At 45.9% G+C, this 26083-nt stretch carries 23 protein-coding genes; 18 read left to right on the forward strand and 5 right to left on the reverse strand.

Translation table 11 applies throughout. The annotated features are described in order from the left end of the window. The first annotated feature begins 113 nt into the window (after nt 1–113). Together DW915_RS03955 and trmL are read left to right on the forward strand one after the other, a co-directional pair. Entirely contained in the window at nt 114–1094 is a 981-nt protein-coding gene (locus tag DW915_RS03955; protein WP_158581016.1) for an AIR synthase-related protein, read from the forward strand. 32 nt (nt 1095–1126) lie between these two features. Beyond that, entirely contained in the window at nt 1127–1627 is a 501-nt protein-coding gene (trmL, locus tag DW915_RS03960; protein ID WP_055220623.1) for a tRNA (uridine(34)/cytosine(34)/5-carboxymethylaminomethyluridine(34)-2'-O)-methyltransferase TrmL, read from the forward strand. 122 nt (nt 1628–1749) lie between these two features. Here trmL and DW915_RS15620 read toward each other — a convergent pair whose 3' ends face one another. Continuing rightward, entirely contained in the window at nt 1750–2307 is a 558-nt protein-coding gene (locus DW915_RS15620) for a hypothetical protein (RefSeq protein ID WP_147398415.1), read from the reverse strand. Nucleotides 2308–2409: 102 nt separating this feature from the next. On the opposite strand from DW915_RS15620, the gene DW915_RS03970 reads away from it, so the two are divergent. Together DW915_RS03970 and DW915_RS16025 are read left to right on the forward strand one after the other, a co-directional pair. After that, complete coding sequence (locus tag DW915_RS03970) at nt 2410–2868, forward strand: DUF4869 domain-containing protein (protein ID WP_055220627.1); 459 nt, start codon at nt 2410–2412, stop codon at nt 2866–2868. Between the two features lie 368 nt (nt 2869–3236). Beyond that, on the forward strand, nt 3237–3845 hold the full coding sequence (locus tag DW915_RS16025) for a hypothetical protein (RefSeq protein ID WP_243033781.1): 609 nt from the start codon (nt 3237–3239) through the stop codon (nt 3843–3845). A 43-nt stretch (nt 3846–3888) separates the two neighbouring features. Here the strand turns inward: DW915_RS16025 and DW915_RS03980 are convergent, their stop codons facing one another. The 4 genes from DW915_RS03980 to DW915_RS03995 form a co-directional block, all read right to left on the reverse strand. Next, entirely contained in the window at nt 3889–4380 is a 492-nt protein-coding gene (locus tag DW915_RS03980) for a CinA family protein (RefSeq protein WP_022461605.1), read from the reverse strand. 63 nt (nt 4381–4443) lie between these two features. Next, nucleotides 4444–5862, reverse strand: a complete 1419-nt coding sequence (locus tag DW915_RS03985; RefSeq protein WP_118741635.1) for a sensor histidine kinase — start codon at nt 5860–5862, stop codon at nt 4444–4446. Beyond that, on the reverse strand, nt 5862–6566 hold the full coding sequence (locus DW915_RS03990) for a response regulator transcription factor (RefSeq protein WP_118697660.1): 705 nt from the start codon (nt 6564–6566) through the stop codon (nt 5862–5864). Before DW915_RS03990 ends, DW915_RS03985 begins: the two co-directional genes overlap by 1 nt. A gap of 74 nt (nt 6567–6640) precedes the next feature. Next, nucleotides 6641–9016, reverse strand: a complete 2376-nt coding sequence (locus tag DW915_RS03995) for an endonuclease MutS2 (RefSeq protein WP_118741636.1) — start codon at nt 9014–9016, stop codon at nt 6641–6643. Between the two features lie 501 nt (nt 9017–9517). Here DW915_RS03995 and DW915_RS04000 point away from each other — a divergent pair. From DW915_RS04000 to DW915_RS04060, 14 genes are all read left to right on the forward strand, one after another. Then, nucleotides 9518–10972, forward strand: coding sequence for a S1C family serine protease (locus tag DW915_RS04000; RefSeq protein ID WP_118741637.1), 1455 nt, complete (start codon nt 9518–9520; stop codon nt 10970–10972). Nucleotides 10973–11209: 237 nt separating this feature from the next. Continuing rightward, on the forward strand, nt 11210–12160 hold the full coding sequence (locus tag DW915_RS04005; protein ID WP_055228015.1) for a 3'-5' exoribonuclease YhaM family protein: 951 nt from the start codon (nt 11210–11212) through the stop codon (nt 12158–12160). After that, nucleotides 12157–13545 (forward strand): 23S rRNA (uracil(1939)-C(5))-methyltransferase RlmD, encoded by a 1389-nt coding sequence (rlmD, locus tag DW915_RS04010; protein ID WP_118741638.1) that lies wholly within the window; start codon nt 12157–12159, stop codon nt 13543–13545. The genes DW915_RS04005 and rlmD overlap by 4 nt, the downstream gene beginning before the upstream one ends. A 286-nt stretch (nt 13546–13831) precedes the next feature. Further along, on the forward strand, nt 13832–14299 hold the full coding sequence (locus DW915_RS04020; protein ID WP_044987252.1) for a DUF6075 family protein: 468 nt from the start codon (nt 13832–13834) through the stop codon (nt 14297–14299). Further along, nucleotides 14286–14450 (forward strand): hypothetical protein, encoded by a 165-nt coding sequence (locus DW915_RS15870; RefSeq protein ID WP_182448590.1) that lies wholly within the window; start codon nt 14286–14288, stop codon nt 14448–14450. Before DW915_RS04020 ends, DW915_RS15870 begins: the two co-directional genes overlap by 14 nt. Before the next feature lie 15 nt (nt 14451–14465). Continuing rightward, complete coding sequence (locus tag DW915_RS04025; protein ID WP_004612804.1) at nt 14466–15242, forward strand: ParA family protein; 777 nt, start codon at nt 14466–14468, stop codon at nt 15240–15242. Then, complete coding sequence (locus DW915_RS04030; protein WP_117801605.1) at nt 15235–16140, forward strand: ParB/RepB/Spo0J family partition protein; 906 nt, start codon at nt 15235–15237, stop codon at nt 16138–16140. The genes DW915_RS04025 and DW915_RS04030 overlap by 8 nt, the downstream gene beginning before the upstream one ends. Next, on the forward strand, nt 16121–17296 hold the full coding sequence (locus DW915_RS04035; RefSeq protein WP_118741640.1) for a DUF6017 domain-containing protein: 1176 nt from the start codon (nt 16121–16123) through the stop codon (nt 17294–17296). Before DW915_RS04030 ends, DW915_RS04035 begins: the two co-directional genes overlap by 20 nt. A 6-nt stretch (nt 17297–17302) precedes the next feature. Next, a complete protein-coding gene (locus DW915_RS04040) occupies nt 17303–17641 on the forward strand; it encodes a DUF6050 family protein (protein ID WP_118367359.1) in 339 nt (112 codons plus the stop codon). 110 nt (nt 17642–17751) lie between these two features. Next, on the forward strand, nt 17752–18108 hold the full coding sequence (locus tag DW915_RS04045) for a helix-turn-helix domain-containing protein (protein WP_118741641.1): 357 nt from the start codon (nt 17752–17754) through the stop codon (nt 18106–18108). A gap of 114 nt (nt 18109–18222) precedes the next feature. Beyond that, on the forward strand, nt 18223–18372 hold the full coding sequence (locus tag DW915_RS15875) for a hypothetical protein (RefSeq protein ID WP_015543441.1): 150 nt from the start codon (nt 18223–18225) through the stop codon (nt 18370–18372). A 169-nt stretch (nt 18373–18541) separates the two neighbouring features. Next, nucleotides 18542–19192, forward strand: coding sequence for a sigma factor-like helix-turn-helix DNA-binding protein (locus DW915_RS04050; RefSeq protein WP_118741642.1), 651 nt, complete (start codon nt 18542–18544; stop codon nt 19190–19192). Continuing rightward, complete coding sequence (locus tag DW915_RS04055; RefSeq protein ID WP_118741643.1) at nt 19182–19604, forward strand: RNA polymerase sigma factor; 423 nt, start codon at nt 19182–19184, stop codon at nt 19602–19604. The genes DW915_RS04050 and DW915_RS04055 overlap by 11 nt, the downstream gene beginning before the upstream one ends. A 504-nt stretch (nt 19605–20108) precedes the next feature. Continuing rightward, nucleotides 20109–26018: a SpaA isopeptide-forming pilin-related protein gene (locus tag DW915_RS04060; RefSeq protein ID WP_118741723.1), complete on the forward strand. Its 5910-nt coding sequence runs from the start codon at nt 20109–20111 to the stop codon at nt 26016–26018. The last annotated feature ends 65 nt before the right edge of the window (nt 26019–26083 follow it).

The raw sequence follows: 26083 nt of genomic DNA on the forward strand, positions 1-26083 counted from the left end.
TGGGAACCAGTGAATTGTAACATTTTCCGTGAAAAATGGGAAAGCAGAGGGAAAAGGAGTACGGATTCCGTCTGCTTTTTCGTTTGAAACAGGAAGTTCGAGGAGGACAAGGGATGCGAAAGGGTAAATTACAGCAGAGCGTGCTGGTGCGCTCGGTGTTTAAGATGCTGGGGCAGAAAAGAGAGGACGCAGCGGGGCCGGCGGTCGGACGCGGGGTATCGGCACTTGCAGGAGAAAAGGAGACGCAGGTGTTTTCGTGTGCGCCGGTGCTGGTGAAGGATCCGGAGGACGCGGTGCTCGCGGTCTGCCGGGTGTGCAACAGTATGGCTGCGGCGGGGGCATCGGCAAAAGGAGTGCTGGTGTCGCTGATGCTGCCGGAGGCGATGGAAGAAAAGAATTTAAAGGAGCTGATGCGGGCGGTTGACGGTGCGTGTGTGCGGTATGGAACTGCGGTGATCGGTGGGCATACGGAGGTGACGGACGGGGTTTTGTATCCGGTGCTTACCGTGACGGCGGCAGGCGGGACAACGCGTGCGGGGCTGTTTGATCCGTCGTGTGTGACAGCGGATTTGGATCTTGTCGTGACGAAGGGGATTGCGCTTGGCGCGGTGTCTTATCTGGCAAAGACAAGAAGGGATGAGCTTCTGACGAGATTTTCTCCGGGATTTATCCATGGGGCGGCGGATTTTTCGGAGGATTACTCTGTCTGCCGTGAGGCGGAGATTGCGATCGGGCACGGTGCGGCTGCGATGCAGGATCTCTCGGAGGGCGGGATTTTCGGGGCGCTCTGGGAGATGGCGGACGGCGCGGGTATCGGGCTTGATGTGGCGCTGAAGAGGATTCCGATCCAGCAGGAGACGGTGGAGATCTGTGAGTTTTTCGGGGTGAATCCGTATCAGATGCTTTCGACGGGGGCGCTGCTGATTGCGGCGGCGGACGGCGAGGGGCTGGTGCAGAAAATGGCACTCGAAGGGATTCCATCGGCGGTGATTGGGCGGACGACATCCGGGAAGGAGAGGATTCTCCGGAACGGGGAAGAGGTCCGGTATCTGGATAAGCCGCAGATGGATGAGATGTACCGGGTTGGCAGATAAGGCTTAAATATACGACAGGAGTGATTGATAAAATGGCACATTTGAATATTGTTCTTCATGAGCCGGAGATTCCGGCAAATACAGGTAATATCGGACGGACGTGTGTGGCGACGGGGACGAGGCTGCATCTGATTAAGCCGCTGGGGTTTGATATTTCGGACAAGGCGGTGAAGCGCGCGGGGCTGGATTACTGGCCGAAGCTGGATGTGACGGTGTATGAGAGTTACGAGGATTTTCTGGAGAGAAATCCGGGGGCGAAGATTTACTATGCGACAACGAAGGGGCCGCAGACGTATGTGGATGTGCATTACGAGGAAGACTGCTTCATCATGTTCGGAAAAGAAAGCGCAGGAATCCCGGAAGACATTCTGTACGACAACCAGGAGACAGCAGTGCGGATTCCGATGATTAATGATATTCGGTCGCTGAATTTGTCGAACTCGGTGGCGATTGTGCTATACGAGGCGCTGCGGCAGAATAACTTTGGCCATATGCAGCTCGCGGGGCATTTGCGGACGCATGAGTGGAGGTAGACGGCCCGGAGTCCCTGACTACGTAGTGGCGGGGGACGCCATTGCTGTGCTCGGCTGAGTAAAAAGGGTGAAAGACGTAAGGCTTTGGAAAGTCGTTGCGTCTTTTTTTGTGTTGAATAGGGTTATTTTGATTTCTTATGGTTCAGGATTCGAAGAATCCTGTCGCGGTTGTAGCGTTGGGTGATGACGAGGAGGAGGTCGAAGAGGGAGGCGGCGAGGGAGGTCAGGAGGAAGACGGGGAAGGCGTGGAACCAGTGGGAGGCGAGGATGGGGAGGAGGCTTAAGGGGATGATGACTTCGTGGACGAGTTCAGCCTGGCACATGGCGCCGGCGATTTCGGGGAGGGTGTGGAGGGATGGATCGAAGAGGTCAGGGTAGTAGGTGGGGAGTTTGTTTTTCCAGGTTTTGACGCGGAGAGTGCGGTAGAGCTTTTGCTCGAAGGGGCGGAGCTGGTACCAGGAGCGGGTGAGATCGGCACGGTTTTTCATCGTATGCTGGAAAACGAAACCGGTCAGGAGGCGGATGGCGAAGTGGTAGGTGGTGGTCGCGAAGGTGATAGCCAGCGTCAGAGAGAGATCGGTGTGGGCTGCGGCGTGGAGATAGATAAAAAAAGCGGTCGCGGCGAGGAGGAGGGCGGTGACGATGTTGAGGGTCAAGGGGAGGTTTTTGGTCTGTTTCATGGGAGCATCTCCATTCTTTAACTTGAGTTTTTGATAAGAACATTGTATCATGGAACGGAAGTGACATCAAGAAACTCATATCAGCGGGATGGAGGGAATCGAATGCTTACCATTATTTATGGTGATGAATCAAATTGTGTTTATAATACCAATGTTTATTTTAAAAATACGTATGAACCGGAGTGGTTTGAGACGGAACTTGCAAAACAGATTGTTCGAGAGGTGGATGATTCTGAAGTTCTGAGCAGCGAATGTATTCAGAGTCCGGTTCTTGGACAGATTCCGCCGGAACGCTTGTCTGGTGGTGTGAAGACACTGCTGTTAATACTAAATGAACCGGAAAAAATTTTCAATGCATCTACTTGCGGAGATAATTGTGCAAAATGGATTCTGGAAATTGGAAAACGAGAAGATGTGACGATTAATTTACGGCATATGATGGATTTTGGAAAAGATACGGTGTTTGAAATAAAAATTAAAAATGGCGGAGAAATTGTACATTCTATGAAGGAACTGATACCGATTGCAAGTAAATATTTGAATGAAATGAAGCAGGAGTAAAACGGATGAAAGGGTCACATAGAATTATCGTTGAATCAAGAAAAGTAAAATATGATTTTACGGTGAAAAGAAATATTACGATTCTGACAGGAGACAGCGGATCCGGGAAAACGGTTTTAATGGAGCTGATTCGTGATTACAGAAGATACGGGGCAGACAGCGGTGTTCAGGTATCCTGTGATTGTGAATGCAGAACGATAGAAAATGAAGATTGGGAAAGAACCATACAGGAAGCCTCGCCATGTATTTTTTTCATTGATGAGGGAAAACGTTTTTTATATACGAAAAACTTTGCCAGAGCTGTACAGCAGTCGGAACATTATTTCGTGATTGCAACACGCGAAAAGCTGCCAATGCTTCCATACAGTATGAATGAAATCTATGGCTTTCGTAAGTCAGGAAAATTTCATGAGGCGAAACAGACATATAACGAAATTTATCGCATTTACGGAGATTTTACAGAAGGTCAAAAAGTTACACCGGAATTTGTAATTACAGAGGATTCGAATTCGGGATATGATTTTTTCAAAAGTTTGGCAGATAAAAAAGAAATTCCATGTATTTCGGCGAAGGGAAAATCAAATATTATTTCTACTTTGCAGGAAAGAAAAAAAGCAGAAGATAGGATACTGGTGATTGTAGACGGAGCTGCGTTTGGAGCGGAGGCGAAGGATGTTGTTACGTATTTGAAAACGTATGGCGGAGCTTTATATGCGCCGGAATCATTTGAATGGATGATCCTTACAGCGGGTGTTATTCCTGGAAAAAGCCAGAAAGAAATTTTGGCGGAACCAGAAAACTATATTGAAAGTGCAAAGTTTGTAAGCTGGGAACGGTTTTTTACAGACTTATTGATAACAGAAACACAAAATGACCCTGTATGGGCATATTCCAAAAAGAAATTGCCTTCCGCATATCTGTCCGCAAAAGTCATGACAGCAATGCAGAAAGTAATGGATTCTATTGAATGGGAATAAAAAGAATGCAGCTTCCGGAAGAAAAGAGGGAGCTGCATTCTTTTTATAAGGAAGAAGTTAAGATCATTTCCAATTCGGCGAAGACCTGCTCGGCGTAAAGCTGTTTGATTTCGTGGCGGGTCATGCCGGAGACGTTGGTCTGGAAGGTGAAGGTGTGGGCTTGGGCTTTGTATAAAATACAGAAGTAGACGACGCCCTGTACGCTGTCAGCGTTGTTGGGGTCGAGATTTCCGGTTGTGCCGGTGATTCCGATGGCGATGGCGGTGTGCAGGTTTTCTTGTACTGTGCGGGCCATGGCTTCGGCGCATTCGGGGGAGTAGACGCCGTGGATTTCGATGACGGAAGGGTCGACGCCGACGAGGACTTTGGTTTCGTTCAGATACGTGACGTAGCCGCCGGGGAAAATGGCAGAGGCGCCTTCGGTGTCGGTGATCAGGGAGGCGATCAGGCCGGAAGTGCAGCTTTCCATGGTGGAAATGGTGGTGTGGGATGCAATGAGCTGTTTGATGATGGAATCAATGGTGTTTGGGTTCATAGTGAAAATTACCTCCAGAGTTAGTTTGATATGTCTGGCAAAAAAGCCCCTCGGCGGAGGGGCTTATTTTGGTGCTTCGCCTTTGGCGAGTGTAAAGATAAATTCGGTACCAACGCCCTCTGTACTGATGACATTGATATTCTGGTTATGCGCAGTGATGATCTCTTTGACGATCGAAAGCCCAAGTCCCGTTCCTTTGCGGTCCTTGCCGCGGGAGGCGTCGAGCTTGTAGAAGCGCTCCCAGATTTTCGTGATGCTTGCCTTTGGAATGCCGCAGCCGGTGTCCTTGACGGAGACGAAGACTTTACCGTGCTTCTCCGTTGTCTCAACTGTGATGGTGGAATCGTTGTTGCTGAATTTGATTGCATTATCAATGAGATTGTACAGCACCTGCTGGATTTTTCCCATATCGGCGCAGACGTATAAGGTGCGCGATGCGAGGATCAGTGAAATGGAAATCCGCTTTTTTGTGCAGGTTCCCTCAAACGAAGCGGCGGTATCCTTGATGACGGCGTTGATGTCAAACGAGGTCAGATCGAGAATATTCCCTTTATCGTCGATGTCGTTCAGCGTCAGCAGGCTCTGCGTCAGCTTGTGCAGCCGTTCTGTCTCAAACAGAACGATTTTCAGATATTTTTCCTGCATTTCCGGCGGAATCGTTCCGTCGAGGATTGCCTCCACATAGCCTTTGATCGAGGTCAGCGGTGAGCGGAAGTCGTGAGAGACGTTCGCCACAAATTTCCGCTGGTATTCGCCGGTCTTGTTCAGCTCGCCGGACATGTAGTTCAGCGTGGAAGCGAGATACCCCATCTCATCGTGAGATTTAACATCAATTTTGTGGGTCAGGTTGCCGGAGGCATACTCCTTTGCACCGTTGATGATCTTTTTCAGCGGCCGGTACACGACGAGGGAGAAAAAAATCAGAATCACAAACGAGAGTCCGAACACGAGCAGGAACAGAAAATCAATCCGTGCCAGCAGACTTTCCCTCTGCTGATAGACGTCCTGCAGCGGAAGGTGGATGGCGACATAGCCATTGATCCGGAAATCGGAGGTGACGGGAACCATGACGCTCAGCATCTTGTCTTCGAAATAGCCGAAAAACGTTCCCGTGCTGTAATACTCGCTGCCGAGCGCAACCGGATCAAAACCGTCGATGATCTCCGGGTTTTCCTCATCGAGTGCAGCTGCCGTGTTCAGCAGAATTTCCCCGTCTGCGCTGATGAGCCAGATCTGGGAATTGTGATAGGAAGCCAGTGCACTGAGCGAATTGTAAAGATCCGTCAGGGAACGCTCACTGTGGTAATAAAGGTCGCCCTGTTTGGAAGCGATCTGCGTGGCCTCCCGGTACAGACTGGTGCTCGCGCTGGAGACCAGACTGTCCTCCACCATGCGGGAGCCGACCGTTGAGATCAGCGTAAAGCCGGCAATGGCGAGAATGACATAAATGAGAATTAATTTCCGGTAAAGCGTGCGTCGCATTATTTTTTAACCTCAAACTTGTAACCGATGCCCCAGACCGTCGTGATGGCCCAGGAGGAATGGTCCTTGATTTTTTCGCGGAGACGTTTGATATGAACGTCTACCGTGCGGGTATCGCCGATGTACTCATAGCCCCAGATATGGTCGAGGAGCTGTTCTCGCGTAAAGACCTGGTTTGGTGAGGAAGCAAGGAAGTAGAGAAGCTCCAGTTCCTTCGGCGGCATATCGACGGTGCGGCCCTGGTAAATGACGGAATAGTTCGTCTGGTTGATGATAAGATCCGGGTACTCGACACATTTTCCTGCGGTCGCGGACACCGGGATCGTGCGTGATGGCTGAAATCTCCGCAGCACTGCTTTCACACGGGCAACGAGCTCCTTGGAATCAAATGGTTTGATGATGTAGTCATCCGCGCCGAGTTCCAGGCCGAGGACTTTGTCGAACACCTCGCCCTTTGCCGAGAGCATGATGATCGGAACATCGGAATCGTGCCGGATTTCGCGGCAGACCTGGTAGCCGTCCATGCCGGGCAGCATCAGGTCGAGCAGAATCAGGTTCGGCTGGAAGGAGTGAAACTCCCGGACAGCCTCTTCTCCATCGTTTACAATTTTTGTGTCATAGCATTCCTTGGTCAGATAGAGAGAAATCAGTTCTGCGATATTGTTATCGTCATCGACGATCAGAATTTTCTGTTTGGAAGCCATAAAAGATTCTCCTTCACTGGGGACAGGACGGAACCGCATACAGTATGCGTTCCGTCCCATATTTTCCTGAGTTTTTATTTCTTAAACGTAACAATCGTAACGCCGGCATCGCCCTCGCCAAATTCCGCTAAATGGAAGTCCGCTACGTGTTTCTGGCGGCGCAGATAATTGTGAATGCCTTTCCGCAGTGCGCCCGTTCCTTTTCCGTGGACAACGCGGACACTCGGCAGATGGGAGAGATAAGCGTCATCGAGATATTTGTCGAGTTCGGCAACCGCTTCATCCACCGTTTTTCCGAGCAGATTGATCTCGGTAGAAATCGTGGCAGCCTTGGAAAGCTTCGATTTTCCGCTGCTTGTGCAGGAGATGGACGGGCCGGTGATGACAGCCTCGTCGATCAGCACAAGGTCGGAGATATGCACTTTGGTCCGCATGATACCCATCTGGACGAAGAGATTTCCCTTCGAATCCGGGCGGGTGCTGACAGTACCTTTGAGATTCATGCTTAAGACTTTGACGGCATCGCCGAGATGAAGATCCTGCGGGCGGAGATTTCCGGTGCGCTTCGGCACTTCCTTCGCCTTTTTCTTATCGAGCTTGTTCATTTTTTCACGCAGAGCGGTACGTTTCTGCTCCATTTCGCGGACGGAAACATTCTCTTTTCCAAATTTCTGGAAATCGCGCATCGTCTGGTCGGCGTATTCCTTCGCCTCGCGGAGAATTCTCTGTGCCTCCTCGGTTGCATCGGAGATCATCTTTTCTTTTCTTGCGTCGATCTGTTCCTGATTCTTGGCAAGGCTCTGCTTCAGGGATTCGACTTCCGCGCGGGTGCGGGCAAGCTCTTCTTTTTCGCGTTCCAGCGTGATCCGGTTCTGCTCGAGAGTGGTCAGAACGTCTTCAAACGATTCATCCTGCTCGCTGATTTCGTCTTTTGCCTTGTTGATGATGTAGTCCGGCAGGCCGAGTTTGCTGGAAATCGCAAACGCATTACTCTTTCCAGGAACGCCGACGAGCAGGCGGTATGTCGGGCTTAAAGTCTCGACATCGAATTCACAGCAGGCATTCTCCACGCCCGGTGTGGATAAGGCATAGATTTTCAGTTCACTGTAGTGTGTCGTTGCCATGGTGCGGATGCCGCGCTCGTGGAGCGTAGAGAGGATCGCGATGGCAAGCGCCGCGCCCTCTGTCGGGTCGGTACCGGCGCCGAGCTCATCGAACAGGACGAGGGAATTGCGGTCTGCCTTGTCGAGGAAGGAAACCACATTCGTCATGTGGGAGGAGAAGGTACTCAACGACTGCTCGATGCTCTGCTCATCACCGATATCGGCGTAAACCTCGTCGAAAACGGAAAGGGAGGAGCGGTCGAGTGCCGGAATGTGAAGTCCGGACTGGCCCATCAGTGTTAAGAGTCCGACCGTCTTTAAGGAAACCGTTTTACCGCCGGTATTCGGTCCTGTGACGATCAGAAGGTCGAAATCTTCGCCGAGCGACAGATCAATCGGAACGACTTTTTTCGCATTGATCAGCGGGTGGCGTGCCTTGCGCAGGTGGATTTTACCTTCGGTGTTGAAGATCGGCTCATTGGCGTTCTGCTCCATTGCAAGAGCGGCGCGCGCGAAGATGAAGTCAAGCTCTACCATGTTTTCGAGGTCGTAACGGATCTCATCGCGGTGCAGGTCTGCCTGGGCACTCAACGTAGAGAGGATGACCTCGATTTCTTTTGCTTCTTCAATTTCCAGCTCACGGATATCGTTGTTCAGTTTGACAACGGCCATCGGCTCGACAAAGAAGGTGGAACCGGTCGAGGACTGGTCATGTACCATGCCAGGAACCTGGCCTTTGTACTCGGATTTGATCGGGATACAGTAGCGGCCGTCGCGCATCGTGATGACGGCATCCTGCAGATACGTGCGGTAGGAACCGTTGACGAGCGAGATTAACTGGCTGTGGATTTTTTCCTCACACGATTTGATGGAACGACGGATGCGGCGTAGATTCGGGCTTGCATCATCGCTGATTTCATCCTCGGAGAGAATACAGCGGCGGATTTCCGTGGAAAGCAGCGTCAGAGGCTCCAGTGTTTCGAAGAGATCTTCGAGGCTGTCCGGCGTCTGGTCCGCATTTTCGCGGCGGCCGTACGCTTTGACGCGTGCCGTGTTTTCCAGAAGTGCGGCGGTCTGCAGAAGCTCCGTGATGTTCATGGAGCTGCCGATTTCGAGACGCTTTAATGCGCCGCGGATATCTTTGGCATCACCAAAGGAAATGTGGCCTTTTTTAAAGAGCCGGGTGAGCGCGTCGTGTGTCTCGTGCTGCATCCGCGTAATCTGGGAGAGGGAAGAAGAAGGAACGAGCTCCAGACATTTCTTCCGGCCCAGCGGAGAACTGGCATACGAAGCCAGTTGTTCGATAATTTTGTCGTATTCGAGCGTTTTTAATGCTTTCTGATTCATAATACTTACCTTTTCGTAATTCATAATTCAGTCATTGTCTACAGATAACGCGGTATTTTTGATGCAATACCGCACGGATCTGATGTTACAGTTCACAGGTACCCTGCGAACTGTAACATTCGCAGCCCTCATTTAAAGTTTTGCTTCGCAAAAGGAGGGCTGCTCACACCTGAATCACTTTCTTACGCAGCGAAACAGCAAGTGTTTCACTGCTGAGTGAACAGTAGCGATCTGATCATATATCTGCACGGGAAGTACAGACCGGAAGTGGAATGTGGGTCACAGGTTTTTCCACTCCCCCAATTATACCTTAAAAAAGAAAAGAAAGAAACCCCAAGAACGAGAAAATGCAGGATGTTGCGCAAATGAGAAAAAAATGTAACAGTCTTCATAAAATGTTCATATCTATCTGGTAAAGTTTTTTGTATATGTGAAGATTGCGGAAGCGCATATGCGCAGAGCAGTTCGGTATGGAATACAGATGTATGGAGAAAGAAATGTATGGAAAATGACCCAAAACCTTACAAATTCATGAAAGAGAGCATCAAAAAGCAGCCGCCCGACTGGAAAAAGATTGTTCTTCTGATTGCCGGATGGCTGGCACTTGCGGCGCTTGGCGGTCTGGTTGCGGCCGCGGTATTTGCGGTGACAGAGCCAAAGATTGCAGAAGCAGTTACCAGGGAAGAGCCGCCGGCGAAAGTGGATATCCCGGGAGATGAGGATCCAAACAGCGGACAGGAGCCGGATGAGACAATTACCGCATCTTCGGCGAGTGCGTCGGTAGACAGCAGCGGCTCCGGTTCGGAAATCAGCAGTTCTACAGTGGATAGCAGTACTTCAGAAAGCAGTGTATCCGAAAGTACGGTTTCCGAAAGCATAGAGGAGAACGGAGCGGCAGGGGGAACGGAAAGCAGCACTTCCGAAGAGCCGGAGGAGGGCAGCGAGGTTTCCAGTGTCGATGGGGAAACGGATGCGGAGGAAAAGGACAGCAGCCTGAAAAATTATGAAGCGCTCTACCAGGATATGCTGGAAGTAACGGAAAAACCAAAACGAGCGCTGGTTACTGTCATCGGCATTACCAATCAGATGGACTATTTTAACCAGAACTATGAAAACCAGCAGCAGATTTCCGGTCTGATTGTTGCGGACAATGGGCAGGATCTCTTTATTCTGACGGAATACCGCATCGTGGAAAATGTGGAGCGGATTCAGGTCACCTTCTGGGACGAGACGATGGTGGATGCCACATACCAGCGCCACGATCCGAGCACCGGCCTTACGATTGTGAAGGTGGATGAATCGAAGCTGGATGAGGAAACACGGGACGGTCTTGCGGTTGCGCCGCTCGGCAGTTCGTATCTCGTCAGCCAGGGTGACCCGGTCGTGGCTGTCGGAAGCCCGGTCGGCTACAGCAATTCGATTGCGTACGGTGTGGTGACTTCGGTTACGAACAAGATTTCCGCGCTGGACAATGAGTACAATCTGCTGACCACCGACATCCTCGGCAGCACGGACGGCAGCGGCATTCTGGTAAATCTTGACGGCGAAATCGTCGGCATTATTGCGCAGAGTTACAGTGCCAAGGGAAACAACGTGGTGACGGGCATTGCGATTTCCCAGATCAAAAAGCTGATCGAAAATCTTTCCAACAACGTGAGCCGCGCGTATATCGGCATCCGCGGACAGGATGTCACAGAAGAACTTTCCGATAAAACCGGCATTCCAAAAGGCGTTCTCATCAGCCGCGTCGCAGACGATTCTCCGGCGATGATGGCGGGCATGAAAGAGTACGATGTGATTGTAAAGCTCGGGGAGCACAAGGTTGAGACGATCAAACAGTACCATGAACAGCTTGGCAAATACAGCACAGGAGACGTGGTTACCGTGACGGCGATGCGGAAAGGCGCCGAAGGGTATGCGGAGATGACGTTTGATGTGACGATGGGGGAAGTATAAAAAACAGAGGCTTTCGGGAGCAGAAAAAGCCGGTTTTAGCCGGTGGGGCTTCCGGAAGCTTTTCTTTTCGAATGGTTTTTCAATGGCGGATGAAAAAATACGTGCATTCTGCAGGAAAATCTGGTAGAATTGGTAAGGCATGCAGGAGCACAGGCTTTGCATCATAAAAACGGCATCATAGAAACAAAAACGGAACACTGTGTCCGCATTTATTTTAGAAAAAGAGGATTTATTTTTATGAAGTATATCAACGAACTCCGGGAAGGAAACCGCATTTCCGGAATTTATCTCTGCAAACATAAACAGTCGGCTGTTACCAAAAACGGAAAACAGTACGAAAACGTGATCTTACAGGATAAAACCGGTACGATCGATGCGAAAATCTGGGATCCGAATTCTATGGGAATCCGTGAATTTGAAGCACTGGATTATGTAGATATTATGGGAGATGTTTCCAGTTTTAATGGAGCACTTCAGGTTTCCATTAAAAATGCAAGAAAAGCGGAAGAGGGCGAATATAATCCGGCGGACTATCTGCCAACGAGCCGTTACGACATCAATACGATGTATCAGGAGCTGCTCTCCTGGATCGGAACGGTGAAAAATCAGTATCTCTCCGAACTGCTGACGTATTATTTTATCCAGGATCAGGAGACCGCAAAACGGTTCCGCATGAGCTCTGCAGCAAAAAGCGTGCATCACGGATTCGTCGGCGGCCTTTTAGAGCATACGTTAAGTGTCACCCGTTTCTGCGATTTTATGGTAAAATCGTATCCGATTCTGAACCGCGATCTGCTGATTACGGCAGCAATTCTGCACGATATCGGAAAGACGAAAGAACTCTCCTTATTCCCGCAGAACGATTACACCAATGACGGACAGCTGCTCGGCCACATCATGATCGGTGCGGAGATGGTACACGATGCGGCGCAGAAGATCGACGGTTTCCCACAGGAACTCGAGAATCAGTTAAAGCACTGCATTCTGGCGCACCACGGCGAGCTGGAATACGGTTCCCCGAAAAAACCGGCAATGGTAGAGGCGGTAGCGCTGAACCTGGCGGACAATGCCGATGCCAAAATGGAAACCCTGACCGAGCTGTTTGACGCAGCGCCGGCCGGCAATGAGTGGCTTGGCTACAACCGGTTCTTTGAGTCCAACATCCGCAGAACAGGAGACTTTTCATGAGCTATCAGAAAAATGATGTACTGACGGTGAAAATTGAAGATATGGGACACGACGGAGAGGGTATAGGCAAATGCGAGGGCTATACCCTCTTTGTCAAGGACACCGTCATCGGCGATCTTGCCGAGGTAAAAGTGATCAAAGCAAAGAAAAATTACGGCTACGCGCGCCTGATGCGCCTGATCGAGCCGTCCGTACACCGCGTCGAGCCGGTCTGCCCGGTTGCACGTCCGTGCGGCGGATGCCAGTTGCAGATGCTCGACTATGCGGAGCAGCTTCGCTTTAAGGAGAAGAAAATCGCCGGAAATCTCCAGCGCATCGGCGGCATGACGGAGATCCCGATGGAGCCGATCGTGGGGATGGAAAATCCGTTCCGCTATCGAAACAAAGCCCAGTTTCCGATCGGGCAGGATAGAAATGGAAAGCTGATTACGGGATTTTATGCGGGAAGAACGCATCAGATCATGGAAAACCGGAACTGTTATCTCGGCGTGGAGCAGAACGAGGAGATTCTGAACCGCATTCTTGCCTGGATGGAGGAGAACGGCGTTCCGGCATACAACGAGGAGACCGGCAAAGGCCTGGTGCGCCATGTGCTGATCCGGTTTGGATTTATGACGAAAGAGATTATGGTCTGTCTCGTTGTGAACGGAAAGAAACTGCCGGCCGAGGAGAAACTCATCAAATCGCTGACAGAATTCGAAGGCATGACAAGCATTACCCTAAGCGTAAACCGTGAGCGGACCAATGTGATCATGGGAAAAGAAATCCGCTGCCTGTGGGGACAGGGGTATATCACAGACTATATTGGAACCGTAAAATATCGGATCTCCCCGCTGTCCTTCTACCAGGTCAACCCGGCGCAGACGGAAAAGCTGTACGGTCTTGCCCTGGAATATGCAGGTCTCACCGGAAATGAGACGGTCTGGGATCTCTACTGCGGCATCGGAACGATTTCCCTGTTCCTCGCGCAGAAAGCCAAAAAAGTCTACGGCGTCGAAATCGTCCCGGAGGCAATTGCGGATGCGAAGAACAATGCGAAAATCAACGAGATCGAAAACGCTGAATTTTTCGTTGGAAAATCGGAAGAGATTCTTCCGGCCTACTACGAACAGTACGCCAAAGACCACCCGGGCGAACACGCCCACGCGGACGTCATCGTCGTCGATCCGCCGAGAAAAGGCTGCGAAGAAAACCTCCTCCACACCATGGCCAGCATGCAGCCGGACCGCATCGTGTATGTATCCTGCGATTCCGCAACGCTGGCACGAGATGTGAAGGTGCTTGGGGAGCTGGGGTATGAAGTAAAGAAAGTCCGAGGGGTTGACCAATTCCCGATGACGTGCCATGTGGAGACTGTGGTGTTGCTACAAAGGAAAAATATGTAGAAATCCTTGAATTTACGCACTTTGTGGAGTTTTTCAGTTTCAGAAAAATAGGTGAAAATCACAAAGAAAAGAGCCTTGTGAAGAAAGTAACCGTTGTTGTTGCGTTAGACCTCGGGACGGGGAACACAAAGAATCTTGAATATGAAAATGAATAGAGAGCTATCAGATCATTGATAGATTATAGGGATACTTGTTAAAAGCGGGTGTCCCTATTTTTTATAGGGCATTCCAGAAATGGAGTGTCTTTTTTATACCAAAATATTAAAAATTCAGGAGGAGAATGAAAATGACAAACACAGCGTTAAGAGCAGAGAATAGCAATTCTCGCACAATTACTTTCAAGAGCAGGGAACACGAAAAATTTTATGAGGAATATCTGAAAAAATGCAGATATCAGGATGTTTACCATCGGGCTTTGGTTTATTGCCTGGGTATCGACAGGGACACAAGAAATAATGTGAATAAAATCTATAATTTTAAAACTGGATGTGTAAAAACGGAATGCCTGCAGGAAGGGTGGCAGACCAGTGGAAGTTTACGAATTGTCCGTATGGCATTTAACCTGTATTGTAATGGAACACCAAGTGTCGGAGATTACGAAGCAGAAGAAGATCAGTTGAAAGAATGTCAGTGTTATACCGTAGAGGATCTGTTTTGCTGTGGATATGCCCGGTATTTCTGGGAAGCCATTAAAATCCGTTATCCAGAGTATTGCTTTTACAAAGACTGGGAGGATATATATGCTGAAAATTAGATTACAGGGTACTTTGAGGGACATTCAATGGTTTCGCCGTATTTTGGAAAAGCATAAGGAACTGGATGTCCTGGAAATATCTGATGCTTACGCAAATAAAGGAACAAGTAAATATTTTCGTGTTTATGTAGAAGTAGAAGAAAAACAGTAAATCGGAGGAAAGTATATGTGTAAAGTAATTGCTATTGCAAATCAGAAGGGCGGAGTAGCCAAAACAACGACAACCATCAATCTGGGAGCCGGATTGACAAAGAATGGGAAAAAAGTAGTGCTGGTAGATGCAGATCCACAGGGGCATCTGACAATGGGACTGGGATTTCCCAAAAATCTCAAAGTGACTTTAAAGAGTATGATGGAAAATATCATCATGGGACTGGAGTTTGATCCAAAGGAAGCAGTCTTGCACCATGAAGAAGGGATGGATCTGATTCCGTCCAATAAATTGCTTGCCGGAATGGATATGTCCTTATTTACTGTTGAGGATAGGGAAAAAGTACTGAAAGAGTATCTGGAACTGCTGAAGGATGAATATGATTATATTCTGATTGACTGTATGCCATCCCTGGGAATGCTGACAATCAATGCGTTGAGTGCAGCGGACAGTGTATTGATTCCGGTACAGCCACAATATTATGCGGCAGATGGACTTATGGAACTATTGAAAGTGGTAAAAGGAATCCACCAGAGGTTTAATCCGGAATTGCAGATAGAAGGCATTTTGTTCACAATGGATAATTGCCGTTACAACAATGCAAAGAGAAATAAGCAGGCAATCATAAGCACATATGGAGATGATATTAAGATTTTTGAGCAGACGATTCCAAGAACGGAAAGCCTTGCAGAAACAGCATCTGAAGGTGTAAGCATATTTGCTTATGATGGAAAAAGCAAAGGGGCAGACAGTTACAGGGAACTGGTTCAGGAGGTGTTGAAACATGCGTAGACCGAAAAAAGAGATTCAGCTTACCTCTTATGATGAGTTACTGGGATTAGAAGAATCACCGGAAAAGAGTATGAACCAGGTTATGGAAATAGAACTGGAAAAGCTCTATCCTTTTAAAAATCATCCGTTCCATGTAAACGATGATGAAAAAATGGCAGAAACCGTAGAGAGCATTAAAACATACGGTGTTTTGACTCCTGCATTGGTAAGACCTCGACCAGATGGCGGATATGAGATGATTTCCGGGCATAGAAGAAAAAGAGGCTGTGAACTGTGTGGAAAGACTACATTGCCAGCTCTTGTCCGAAATTATACGGATGATGAAGCGGTCATTATTATGGTCGATTCCAACATTCAGCGTGAAAATCTACTGCCAAGTGAGAAAGCTCATGCCTATAAGATGAAATATGATGCAATGAAGCATCAGGGAAGTAAAGGTGAGAAATATACAGCAGATATGGTTGGGGAAGCCGCAGGGGACAGTGGAAGAACTGTGCAGAGATATATCCGTCTGGCGGCATTATCAGATGCTTTGCTGGAATATGTGGACAATAATAAAATTCCTATGATTGTGGGAGAAAAGCTGTCTTATCTGAAGCCAGAGGAACAGGAGTGGCTTCTGGAAGTGATTACCAACAGCAGCATTTTTCCGACAAAACAACAGGCAGAACAGTTAAAAGAATGCAGTGCAAATGGAAAATTAAACCAGAGTTATATCTATGCTGTTTTATTAAAAAAGGAAAGCAGTAAGATCAATGTGACGATTCCGGCAAAGAAAATTGGAAATTATTTTCCGGAGACATATTCTAAAGAACAGATAGAAGAAGTCATTTTTATGCTTTTGGATAAATGGAAAGAAAACAAAGAAGGAGTAGCAGATGCAGAAGATACAGTTTGATTATTTTACGGGGATGGAAGCGGAACAATACAGCTTTTATCGTGTCCCTAAAGTGCTGTTTACCGAATCATGCTTTAAAACTCTTTCTTGTGAAGCAAAGGTATTATACGGTCTGATGCTAGACCGTATGAGCCTGAGCATTAAGAACAGATGGCTGGATTCAGAGGACAGAGTATACATTATTTTCACTGTGGAAGAAATTGCAGAGTTGATGAACTGCGGAACTCAAAAGGCAGTGAAACTGGTAAAAGAGCTGGACAGCAGTAATGGGATTGGATTGATAGAGAAGAAACGTCTGGGACTGGGAAAACCGAATGTTATTTATGTGAAAAATTTTATGATCAGAGAGGTTCCAGATCAAAAGCCGACAGGTAATTGTGCAAATCTGCAATCTGAGCAGGAAGATCATAAAAAAAATGCAGATTTGCAATCGAAACAGGAAAGACATAAGGAATGTGCAGATTTGCAACAAGAAGCAGAAAACAAGGGGAAAACAGGCATTTCTCTGAATTGTGAAAATCATCATTCAGGAGTAGTGAAAACCACAATTCAGGATTATGGGGAATCACAATTCCAGAATAGTGAAAATCACAATTCAAGAATGGTGGAAACCACAAATCCAGAATTTCCAGAATCACAATTCCAAAATAGTGAAAATCATCATTCCAGAATAGTGGAAATCACAAATCCAGAATGCCCGAAATCACAATCTAATAATACTGATATTAACAAGACTGATATTAGTGAAACTGAGATAAATCAATCTTATCCAATCACATCAGGTAATTCCAAAAGGAAAAAAGATGTGATGGAGGAGATGAGAGCATATCGTGAAGTAATTCATGAAAACATAGATTATCAATATCATGCCAAAGAAGATGTAGATGAACTGGTAGAACTGATAATTGAAGTTATGATGATGCCGGAGGACAGTATGATTCGGATTGCAGGAGTAGAAAAACCAGTTGCTTTGGTGAAAAGCAGGTTTATGAAACTGAATTATTCACATATCGAATATGTGCTGTTCTGTCTGAACCGGAATACAACTAAGGTTGGGAATATTAAAGCCTATCTTCTGACTGCCCTGTATAATGCCCCGGCAACGATAAACAGTTATTATCAGGCAGAAGTTAATCACGATATGTATGGAGGATAAAGGAACATGAAGAAGATGATTAAAAAAGTGATAGCACCAGTGCTGGTGATTACGGTATTGTTTGCAGTATTAAGACCGTTTTGTATCCAGGATGGGGAGTGCAATTATTTCTTGCTGTTACTTCTGATGGGGATACCGTTTGGAATTGGAAAAATGTGTGTCTGGATGGTTCCAAGAGGCTTTGACCTCGGAGGAACACTGGCAGTATGGACAATGAATCTTCTGATCGGAGGATTGATCGGAAGCATCATTCTTCTTGCAATGGTTGGACAGGCGATCATTTATCTCTGCGTTTTTCTGATTACACTTCTTACAGGGATACATAAAATACCAAGAATAAAATGAAATAGATTTTTTGAAAAGCAGCTAAGACAAAAATTAGCTGTTTTTTTTCGAGAAACTTTGCGACACAATGGCGTAAAGTTGGAACAAATTGCAGGAAAGGAGACACCGTATTGAGCAATCGTGCAATTTCCACAGAACTTATTGAATTGGGAGAACGGATCAGAAAACGCAGACAGGAAATGAAGTTGTCACAGGAATCTTTTGCGGAAAAAGCAGGTATCAGTGTCAATACGGTCAGCAGGATTGAAGGCGGGCAAACGGCAATGTCTGTTGAGATTTTCAGGAAGATGATTGAGATATTGGAAACAGATGCCAATATCCTGCTGGGGAAAGAGGAAGGTGATACAGAAAGGCAGGAATCAGTTCAGGAAGTGCTTTACCAGATTCAGAAGCTGGAATGGAAAGAGCAGAAAATTATCATGCAGACCATAGATTCTCTGATAGACAGTTTTAATGAATACAGGTGAAATTTCACCATATATGGGGTGCAAAATAAAAAAACTCCCCATATATGCTAAGGATAATAGAATCCTGTGTTGTTAAAATGGAAAACAGAGAGATAAAGAAGGGAGATAGGATTGATGACCAGAGAAGAAAATTTGCTTTATCGGAGGCAGTGTCCTTATGATGCAATGGGAGACTATTCTGTTTTGATGGAAAATGAAAAGAACATAAAAGCAGAAAGAAATGCCAAGAAGTCTGATCCTGGCATCAGACGGAAAATAAAGTAGAGAATATTGTAACTATTAGAAAGGGCAGTAAGGAAGTTTCAGGCTCTCGTTAAAAAAAACGGGTGTACCGGAAGCTGTTTTTTACTGTCCTTTTTGTCAGTTGATCAGTAAAAATCCTATCCTTTCTGCCGATGGGCACCTGTTGCCAGCAGGCAGAAAGGTGGTAATTATGCTTACATTGCAGGAATTGAAACAGGTTGTAAGTAACAGGGAAGAAAGAAGAAAGGTTCCGTCCGCTAAATATTTAAGAGAAAACGATGTAGCAGTTGCGAAGCAAAGGTTGATGGATTGTGCGGAAATTATCGCATATCAGACCGGATATGTTCTCTATTGTGTGGGGGACTATGCAACGGTTTTTCCGTTATTTACCTGTCGAGATTATGTGTATGAAGCAGAAAGAAAAATAGCAGTTGTTGAGGAGAATTTTTTTGATGATCAACCCTGGTATGTAAGGCTGATATTAGAAGGCGAAGACAGGCTGTGGAGAAACAGGGAAACACGAGAACATAATAATTGCATTTCGTATAGCTGTATTTCCGAAGAATGGTGCGAAGTGGCAGATAAAGGACAATGTCTGCTTGAAAGAATCATTGCAGAGGAAACAGTCAGGGAGTTGATGAATCTGTTGACAGAGCGACAGAGACAGATGATCCAGCGTATTTATTTTCAGCAGCAGACACAAAAAGAAGTCTCGCATGAACTGGGTATTACAGTTCCGGCAGTATCAAAGTGCATTTCACAGGCAATGCAGAAAATGCGGAATAATTCGGATGACTCTGCCAGAGTATTGAAAAAAGGAGACTGGAAGTATGCCTGGTAAAAAGCCAAAAGAAAGACAACGCTATATGCTGCGTGTAAATGATACGCTTGTGGAAGTTACCAGGGCAGTATATCTGGCTTGGTATCAGGCTGGAAGAAAAGAGCGATACCAGGTTGAAAAAATGCAGAGGCATGGAGTATGTAGTATGGAGGAATTACAGGAAAAAGGCTATGACTGCTCTTTTTCGGTATTATCACCGGAAGAAATCATTATCGGATTGTCAGAAATACAGGAACTGGAAGAAGCTCTGGGATATTTGACTAAAGAGGATGCGGAACTGATAACGCTATTGTTTTTTGAAGAATTTACAGTAAAAGAAACAGCACAGTATTTTGGGTGCTGCCCAAAGACGATCAGAAACCGGAGGAAGAAAGTATTGGAGAAATTAAAAGAACAACTGGAAAACACATAAAACAATGTTGAAATAAAAATATCTAAAAAATTTTTCAAACAGGTTAATTTTTGCCCTTTCACACATGCAGTTAGTGAAGGGGCAAATGTCTATTTGCAATTCAAGAAGATAAATCCCCTTAAAAATTGCACCTTGACAATTTCATACCAGCAGCGAGAGGATACCCGGAATTTTTCAGCTACGCATTTTTGCGGCGGGAATCCGGTGAAAACGTGAAGGGATACAGATGGGAGGCACCCTTTGCAGGAACTATTACGAATTACCTCTTGCGGCTTAATGCTTGATCCTGAACTTTACCTGAGTGTCATTCCTGTTTTACAGGATGACAGCAGATACCATGTGGCGGTGTTTCAAAAAAGGCACTGCCATATGAATGTGCTGTTATCAGAGTTATTTCTGTATCAGCAATAAGATGTGGGAGGTGGTTCCAATGATTGAATAATGTAGGTGTGAGCCTGCATGAAAACAGAGCAGATAATAGAAGAAAGAGAGGATTCAGTCAAAATGAAAATGAGATTCAAAAGATTCTTGTCCGGATTTATGGCAGTCGCAACACTGGCTTCTGTCATTATTCAGCCAGTAGCAGTTTCGGCTTCTGAATTAGAACCGGAAGAAATACCATTTGAACAGCAGTATGCAGAATTAAAAGATGTTCAAGATTCCCTTGATCCGGATGAAATCGTAAAGGCAAATGATATTGAACTTTCTTACGGGCAGGAATTTGATGTAGAAGTTGATCTGTCGGGAATTGAAGGTGTAGATGAAAGCAAAATCAAGATTTTATTCCATGAAGCAAAGAACGAAACTGGTACAGATTTTGACACACATACACCGGATACTTACAAAGCTGTCTATGCAGTAAAACCAGTCAGCGGTCATCCTGCTTATAGAATCAGCAGAAATATTACAGTGAAAGAACCGGAAACAGAAATGCAGTCAGAGCGTTCTTCGGACAGTACAGTGAATGTTGAGGATGATACTAGGGATACGGAGCAGAGCGAGGAGGATTCGGAGTCGCACCGGGAAACACAAAATTCTGAAAACACAACAGATTTGGAATCTGAATTAACCGTTTCAGAAGTACTGGAACAGGCAGAGGGTAATGGCATTGATCTGTATGTAATGGAAGCCGGAGAAACAGTAACCTTTATGGCTGCGGCAGGCAATGCCAGAAGTTCACAGCAGGTTTCTGTGACCAGAGGGGCAGAATACCGATATGCAGATTATGGATATGGAACCTATCTGACTTATCAGTACACTGTAAAATTCGGTAATATATCTGCCACGGCATACTGTGTGCAGCCATCCAAACCAGGGCCAGGAAGTGGAACCTATACGATCAATAAAGTTGGTGATGGGAAAGCACTTGCGAAAGTGTGCTATTACGGCACAAAGGCTTCCGGTGATGATGGTTTTTTTACAGAAGAAAACGGATATGGCAATTTAAGTACAGGAGCCAGATTTATCTTGGTACATCTGGCAGCATCTTATGCAAATGGAAGTGGGGATGCTTTTTCAGGTGCAAACAGTACAGCACAGAATCTGGCAATGAAACTCTATAATTACTGTATTTCACAGCCGGAAATTCCAGATGTGGCAATGTCCTTTTCGGATGCAGATGTAAAAGCCTATGTGGATGGCAACAGTCAGAGAACAAAGGATATTACATTTAATGCGGATGCGTTACAGACCATTACCATGAAACTTCCGGCAGGTGTACAGCTTCATAACCTGACAACAGGTAAAACAAGTAAAGCCGGAGAAAGTGTGGAAATTTGTGGTGGTACAAAGTTTTATCTGTCTGCACCATTAACACAGGTGAGTGATGTGGCAGGAAGCTGGTCTGCAACCATGAAAGGAAGCATTACCAAAGATTATTCTGCATACAAAATTTCAACAGGTTCCGGAAACCAGGATCTGGCTCTGGTATTTGGCGAAGGCGTTGATGATGAGAAATATGTAGATTTTAAAATATCCTGGGTACAGCAGGCAAGTGTAAAGGTAATCAAGAAAGATGCCAAGTCAGACGCAAAGCTGTCTGGTGCTGTGTTTGGATTATACAGTGATGCTGAATGTACCAAACTGATCACAAAGTTACCTGCGACGGATGAAAACGGTGAAGCATCCGTACAGATCACCAAGACACAGGATACCGTATATCTGAAAGAGATTACAGCTCCAAGCGGATATCGTATCAATGCAACAGCTTACAATGTGAAACTGGAGGTCAGCAAGACCACAACCGTTACGGTTCCAGATGAAGAACAGATGGGACAGCTTACCGTTTATAAAGAAGGTGAGGTTCTGGTTGGTGCTGATGTAACAGAAAATGGAACAACATTTAAATATGAGAAACGCAGACAGAGTGGTGCTGTTTATGATGTGTATGCTGGAGCAGATATTAAAACTGCTTATGGTACAAAAGTTTACAGCAAGGGTGATCTAGTAAAAGAGAATCTGACAACAGATACAAACGGAGCTACCGTTCTTAAAAATCTGTATCTTGGTACATATATCGTAAAAGAGAAACAGGCTCCGACAGGATTCTATAATGCCGGAGAGGAAAAGACAGTAACATTATCCTATGCAGGACAGAATGTGAATGTTGTTTTCACTGAGACAACCTTTACTAATGACAGACAGAAAGTAGAAGTAATGGTAACAAAACAGGATAAAGATACAGAAAATCCTCTAGCTGGAGGAATCTTTGGACTTTATGCTGCAAGTGACATTACCAACGTGGATGGAACCGTCATTGTAAAGAAAGGGACACTGATCCAGAAAGCGACAACAGGAGCAGACGGAACAACGAAGTTTACAGCAGACCTGCCGCTTGGATTTTCTTATGATGTGAAAGAAGTGCAGGCACCGGAAGGGTATGTGAGAAACATAGATGATGTTTATACGTTTGCTTTCTCTTATACGAATGATAAAGAAGCAAAACAGACATTCAAGCATACATTCAAAAATGAACGTGTGACAGCTAAGATTTCTCTGCAGAAGCAGGATAAAGAAACCAAAAAGGCAGTTTCACAGGGCGATGCCACTCTGGAAAAAGCAGTATATGGACTGTATGCTCGTGAGGATATTGTGCATCCGGATGGTGTTACTGGCGTGATTTATAAAGCAGGAGAACAGGTTGCCACTCTTACGACAGATGAGAATGGACAGGCTTCTGTGGATGGATTATATCTTGGGAATTACTATGTGAAAGAGATTACTCCTCCAACTGGTTATCTGGCAGATGAAGAAGAACATGATCTGGTCTGCAATTACGAAGGAGATCTTGTAGCAGAAGTAAAACGTGACTGTCTGTCTCTGGAGCAGGTAATGAAACAGCCATTCCAGATTATCAAGGCAGCAAATAACGGAAAGACCGATGCCGACTTACTGAAAGGGGCAGGATTTACCGCTTATCTGGTATCTTCCCTGAAAGTAAAAGAGGATGGAAGCTATGATTTTGATTCTGCAAAACCGGTAGTGATCGGGGAAAACGGAGCAACAGAAATCTTTACAGATGAAAAAGGTTATGCCTGCAGTATTGCGATTCCTTATGGAACTTATATTGTGCGTGAAACCACGACACCTCATAATTACACTCCGGTAGATGATTTTACAGTGCGTATCACTGAGAACAACCCGAACCAGCCACAGACATGGAGAGTGCTTCTGGATGACGAGTTTGAAGCGAAACTGAAAATCATCAAACAGGATGATGAGACGAAAAAGGCAGTGCTTCAGAAGAATACAGAGTTCAAGATTTTCAACATGTACACTGAGAAATATGTGGAGCAGGTAACAACTTATCCGACTACGGTAAAACATAAATCCTATTTTACAGATGAGCAGGGATATTTGATTCTTCCGCAGAATCTTAAAATCGGACATTATCGCATTGAGGAAGTAAATGCACCTTATGGATATACTTTGAATGAAAATTACTATGAGGTAACCGTAGATTCCAATACTGCATACCAGATGGATGGAACTTCCGGGGATGTGATCATTGAAGCTGTTTATGAGAACCATCCAGTTAAGGGAGAACTGACTATTGTGAAAAAAGGCGAAGTTCTGGACGGATTCAAGGATGATTTTACATATCAGACAGAAAATCTGGAAGGGGCAGAGTTTGAGATTTACGCTGCCGAGGACATCTATACTGCAGATTTCCAGAAAGATGATAATGGAAACCGTATTCTGGAATATGCTGCCGGAACACTGGTAAAAACGGTTACAACGGATAAAGACGGGAAAGCAGTCCTGAAAAATCTGCCGCTTGGAAGTTATAAGATTGTAGAAAAGACAGCTCCGGATGGATTTGTTTTAAACAGTGAAGCACAGACCATTACTTTCTCTTACAAAGATCAGGAAACACCTGTCATTGAGCAGACAGCTACTTTTGAGAATGAACGTCAGAAAGTAGAAATTTCAGTGGTAAAACAGGATGCTGATACAGAAAAAGCAGTTGCAGGGGCAGAATTTGGACTTTATGCGAAGAATGACATGGAAGCTCATGGAACTGTGATTGTGAAAGCTGACACACTTCTTGGAAAAGCTGTTTCCGGAGAAGATGGAAAGGCTGTATTTACACAGGATCTGCCATTTGGTGAGTATTATATCAAAGAACTGGCAGCACCAGATGGTTATGTATCTTCTGATGAAGTTCTGGAAGTAAAAGCAGAATATCAGGGACAGAATATTAAAGTCGTGCAGTTATCTTCTGTATTTAAGAACCAGCCTACAAAGGTTGTATTTTCCAAGTCGGATTTAACTACTGGCGTGGAACTGTCAGGTGCGACACTTACTGTTCTGGACAAAGATGGAAATGTAGTTGATACATGGAAATCCGTAAAAGGCGAGCAGCATCTGATTGAACGACTTACCGTAGGGGAAACCTATACTCTCAGAGAAGAGATGGCACCTTATGGATACCTCAAAGCAGAGGAGATCACCTTTACGATTGAGGATACCGGGGAAATCCAGAAAGTGGAAATGAAAGATGATGTGCCGACAGGAACGATCATCATCAATAAAAATGGAGAATTTCTGGATAAAGTAACTGCACTGGATTCTGTTGGAGGCTGGATCAGCCATTTATTCCAGTATGTAATAGGCAGCCTGAAAGATGTTACCTTTGAAGTATACGCTTTAGAAGATGTGAAGTCTGCTGACGGAGAAAGTGAAGATTATTATAAAAAAGATGAGCTGGTGGCAACCATTACCACAGATGATACCGGTATTGCAAAGATATCCGGACTTCCGCTTGGCAAATACTATGTAAAAGAAAAAGCTACAGTAGAAGGCTTTGTTCTGGATGATGAAGCAAGAGAGATTGATCTGACATACCGGGATCAGGATACTGCAGAAGTTACCTATTCTGCTGACTGGCAGAATAACCGCCAGAAAGCGGAAGTGCAGGTTGTGAAAAAAGAGAAAGATTCTGATCGTGTACTGGAAGGTGCGGTATTTGCCCTTTGTGCCAAAGAGGATATTACAGGAACAGACGGAAAAGTGATTCTGGAAGCAGATACTGTGATCGAGGAGCAGGCAACAGACAAAGAAGGAAAGCTGACTTTTACGGCAGATTTACCGATTGGTTTTGCGTATTATATCAAAGAAACATCACCGGCACCTGGATTTGCAACGACAGATGAAACGCAGGAGTTCACGTTTGAGTATGAAGGTGCAGAAAAGGAAAAAGTATCTTATGCGTTTACCTTTGAGGACGAGCCGACTGTAATCGAGATCACCAAGACTTCCCTGACAGACGGAAAAGAACTGGAAGGAGCTAAGTTACAGGTAACTGACGAAAGCGGTAAAGTTGTAGATTCCTGGACTTCCGGTAAAGAAGCCCATGTCATCAAAGAACTGGTAGTTGGACAGAAATATACTCTGACAGAAACAAAACCGGCAGATGGTTATGTGACAGCAGAAAGCATCACGTTTACAGTTGAAGATACTGCAAAGTCACAGAAAATCGAAATGAAAGATGATGTGACCAAGGTAAAAATTTCCAAAACAGATATTTCCGGTAAGGAACTTCCAGGAGCAAAACTGACCATTCTTGACAAGGACGGTAAGACAGTAGAGAGCTGGACTTCTGAGGAAAAACCACATTACATAGAAATGCTTCCGATTGGGGAGTATACACTTCGTGAAGAGTCTGCCCCTGATGGATATCTGGTAGCTGAAGATGTGAAATTTACAGTGAAGGATACCGGGGAGATCCAGAAAGTAGTGATGAAAGATGAGGTAAAACCGGAAGAAACACCAACACCGAAAACACCGTCTACACAGGTAACAGATACACCGAAAACCGGAGATGATACACACATGCTGATTTGGATTCTGCTTGCGATTGCAGGTATGGCAGGCAGTGTATCAGCAGTCTGGATTGCGAAAAAAAGAAAATAAAAGTTGATGGAGGGGCATTTATGGGCAGCAAAGTCATAGATGCCCTTTTGAATGATGAAAGGGGT

This window comes from Blautia sp. AM42-2 (assembly GCF_003480245.1).
Taxonomy (GTDB): Bacteria; Bacillota; Clostridia; order Lachnospirales; family Lachnospiraceae; genus Fusicatenibacter; species Fusicatenibacter saccharivorans.

Excerpts from the sequence above, each read along its gene's own strand:
- DW915_RS04055 (WP_118741643.1), top strand. The coding sequence starts at position 19,182 with ATGCCTGGTAAAAAGCCAAAAGAAAGACAACGCTATATGCTGCGTGTA.
- DW915_RS15620 (WP_147398415.1), bottom strand. The coding sequence starts at position 2,307 with ATGAAACAGACCAAAAACCTCCCCTTGACCCTCAACATCGTCACCGCC.
- DW915_RS04040 (WP_118367359.1), top strand. The coding sequence starts at position 17,303 with ATGAAGAAGATGATTAAAAAAGTGATAGCACCAGTGCTGGTGATTACG.
- DW915_RS03970 (WP_055220627.1), top strand. The coding sequence starts at position 2,410 with ATGCTTACCATTATTTATGGTGATGAATCAAATTGTGTTTATAATACC.
- trmL (WP_055220623.1), top strand. The coding sequence starts at position 1,127 with ATGGCACATTTGAATATTGTTCTTCATGAGCCGGAGATTCCGGCAAAT.
- DW915_RS03995 (WP_118741636.1), bottom strand. The coding sequence starts at position 9,016 with ATGAATCAGAAAGCATTAAAAACGCTCGAATACGACAAAATTATCGAA.
- DW915_RS03985 (WP_118741635.1), bottom strand. The coding sequence starts at position 5,862 with ATGCGACGCACGCTTTACCGGAAATTAATTCTCATTTATGTCATTCTC.
- DW915_RS15875 (WP_015543441.1), top strand. The coding sequence starts at position 18,223 with ATGACCAGAGAAGAAAATTTGCTTTATCGGAGGCAGTGTCCTTATGAT.
- DW915_RS04000 (WP_118741637.1), top strand. The coding sequence starts at position 9,518 with ATGGAAAATGACCCAAAACCTTACAAATTCATGAAAGAGAGCATCAAA.
- DW915_RS04060 (WP_118741723.1), top strand. The coding sequence starts at position 20,109 with ATGAAAATGAGATTCAAAAGATTCTTGTCCGGATTTATGGCAGTCGCA.
- DW915_RS04005 (WP_055228015.1), top strand. The coding sequence starts at position 11,210 with ATGAAGTATATCAACGAACTCCGGGAAGGAAACCGCATTTCCGGAATT.
- rlmD (WP_118741638.1), top strand. The coding sequence starts at position 12,157 with ATGAGCTATCAGAAAAATGATGTACTGACGGTGAAAATTGAAGATATG.
- DW915_RS03955 (WP_158581016.1), top strand. The coding sequence starts at position 114 with ATGCGAAAGGGTAAATTACAGCAGAGCGTGCTGGTGCGCTCGGTGTTT.
- DW915_RS04050 (WP_118741642.1), top strand. The coding sequence starts at position 18,542 with ATGCTTACATTGCAGGAATTGAAACAGGTTGTAAGTAACAGGGAAGAA.
- DW915_RS16025 (WP_243033781.1), top strand. The coding sequence starts at position 3,237 with ATGAATGAAATCTATGGCTTTCGTAAGTCAGGAAAATTTCATGAGGCG.
- DW915_RS04020 (WP_044987252.1), top strand. The coding sequence starts at position 13,832 with ATGACAAACACAGCGTTAAGAGCAGAGAATAGCAATTCTCGCACAATT.
- DW915_RS04035 (WP_118741640.1), top strand. The coding sequence starts at position 16,121 with ATGCAGAAGATACAGTTTGATTATTTTACGGGGATGGAAGCGGAACAA.
- DW915_RS03990 (WP_118697660.1), bottom strand. The coding sequence starts at position 6,566 with ATGGCTTCCAAACAGAAAATTCTGATCGTCGATGACGATAACAATATC.
- DW915_RS03980 (WP_022461605.1), bottom strand. The coding sequence starts at position 4,380 with ATGAACCCAAACACCATTGATTCCATCATCAAACAGCTCATTGCATCC.
- DW915_RS04030 (WP_117801605.1), top strand. The coding sequence starts at position 15,235 with ATGCGTAGACCGAAAAAAGAGATTCAGCTTACCTCTTATGATGAGTTA.
- DW915_RS04025 (WP_004612804.1), top strand. The coding sequence starts at position 14,466 with ATGTGTAAAGTAATTGCTATTGCAAATCAGAAGGGCGGAGTAGCCAAA.
- DW915_RS15870 (WP_182448590.1), top strand. The coding sequence starts at position 14,286 with ATGCTGAAAATTAGATTACAGGGTACTTTGAGGGACATTCAATGGTTT.